3 protein-coding genes are annotated in these 1,877 nt (G+C 59.7%); all 3 read left to right on the plus strand.

Features of this window, described 5'->3' with window-relative positions:
• On the plus strand, positions 1–887 hold an 887-nt coding region (locus WBB85_RS17190; RefSeq protein WP_432639820.1), incomplete at its 5' end, for a PilN domain-containing protein.
• Complete coding sequence (gspM, locus tag WBB85_RS17195; protein ID WP_432639821.1) at positions 884–1,450, plus strand: type II secretion system protein GspM; 567 nt, start codon at positions 884–886, stop codon at positions 1,448–1,450. The genes WBB85_RS17190 and gspM, both read left to right, overlap by 4 nt.
• Positions 1,447–1,877 (plus strand): hypothetical protein (locus WBB85_RS17200; RefSeq protein WP_432639822.1); only part of this gene is annotated, 431 nt, incomplete at its 3' end. The genes gspM and WBB85_RS17200, both read left to right, overlap by 4 nt.

The following is a 1,877-nucleotide window of genomic DNA, read 5'->3' on the forward strand; positions in this document are numbered from 1 at the left end:
CCACCGGACGCGCCGCCAATACGATCATATTCCCAACCGCGGTGCTGCAGCATGACACGCTTCCAGATTTGAACGTATCAAATGAAGCCGTCAATCTCTATCTGCCGCCATCCTTCTTTCTCTGCCGCAAAATCGCCGTGCCGCCCGCCGGAACGCGTCATCTTGGAAAGATTGCCGAACTTGACCTTGCCCGCCGCACACCCTTTCGGCAGGACGAGGTGTACTGGGCGCTTTCCAGCAACCTGCTTGCCGGGTCTGATGCAACGGCAATCCAATGGATAGCGCGCAAGAGCGATGTTGAACTCATGCGTACACGTCTCGCAGGCCAGAAACTGGGGCTGAGAAAGGTCTTTGCGAGCGATGATGACCGACCTGTTCCCATCGCTGACTTCTCCGCCCAGATCAGCCGCGGTGCGGTAATCTGGCGCCGCGCGAATGCGCTTCTCTCAGCCGCAATTGTAGCTGCCGGTATCGCCATGGTAGCCTTGCCAGCGATCCAACAGGCGCAGCAGGCGCGCGAGCTGACAGTGCAGCTCGATGAGTTGCGGGCGGAGACCGGTACTCTGCGGCGAGACGTTGAAGACCAACGCGCGGCCGATATGCAACGGGGGACATTGCTGGATGCCGTCATCGACAGAAACCGACTGTCGCATGTTTTACGTGAACTTACGGTTTCGGTTCCGGACACTGTCTGGGTGTCGGAACTGGCCTTTCAGGCGGATCGGCTGCTCGTGTCGGCCGAAATTGACGGGTCTGCGGCCGAACTCGTTATCGCGCTCGCATCGGATCGCAAGTTTATCGACCCCAGACTGACTGGTCGTGTGGAGACGATCCAGAACGGCGATGAACGGTTTCAGTTGAGCCTCGGGCTGAGGGATGTGAAATGACCTTCCTGACCCGGCAGTTCTCCTCGGCGCTGGCAATCGCGCTTCCCTTGTTTCTCTTGCTCCTGGTCTGGGTGGCCATTTTCCAGCCGTTTGTGACATGGCGTGGCCAGACGGCGGAAGAGCTTGCCAGTCTCGCGTCATCCCTTTCCGATCTGGAAACCCGGCGACAGAATCTCTTGGAACAATCCAGAGCTCAGCAATCGACCGATCTCGATGACATCGTCTGGGTGGGCAGCCAGCTTGGCGAAGTCAACGCGCTTGCACAAACCCGGATAGGTGCTATGGCACGCGAACATGGTGTATCACTCCGATCCGTCACACCGCAGTCAAACACGGCGCGGGACGATTTTCCGGCCATCGGATTTCGGATCGAAGGCGAGGCGCCCCTTGATTTCCTTGTGCACTTTCTCGTGTCGCTGGAATTCAACCAACCAGCTTTGATCGTTGAGAAGGCAACAATCCGGCGGCTGAACCGCGCGGGTTCAACTGAGGGTCAGCCGGCGGTTTTCGTGCAACTGGACGTCATCGCTCCGGTCAATGTGGCCGGGGGTGTAACCCAATGAGACGGGTTCTTTTACCTCTGGCCGGCACGGCCGGGTTGCTGCTTATTCTCACGGCGCAGGGTGCTCTACTCTTGCGAAGTGATGACCGCGTTGAAGAAGGGGTAGACCTGCAACGCGTCGCAGAAGAGCCGGCCACTGCCGAGAACGCAGTAGCGCACCCGCTGCCATCGGCCCGTCCGGATATCTACTACGCGGCAATCACCGAGCGCCCGCTTTTTTCGCCGACGCGACGGCCCCAGTCGTCGGAGAGCGAACCTGAAAAGGCCGAGCCTGTGGAGGATATTGCCGCAGAATCGCAGGATACAGGTCGCGACGCGCCCGCAATCCGTCTACTGGGCATTATGAGCGGGACCGGTACTCCGTCCGCGCTGATCGCTGCCGAGGACGGCGTGAGCGAATGGCACAAAGCTGGGGCATCCCTCGGCAC

This window comes from Albidovulum sp. (assembly GCF_049646345.1).
In the GTDB taxonomy this organism is placed as follows: Bacteria; Pseudomonadota; Alphaproteobacteria; order Rhodobacterales; family Rhodobacteraceae; genus Albidovulum.

What these genes read in the sequence shown, in the direction of transcription:
- gspM (WP_432639821.1), top strand. Translation starts at nt 884, where the DNA reads ATGACCTTCCTGACCCGGCAGTTCTCCTCGGCGCTGGCAATCGCGCTT.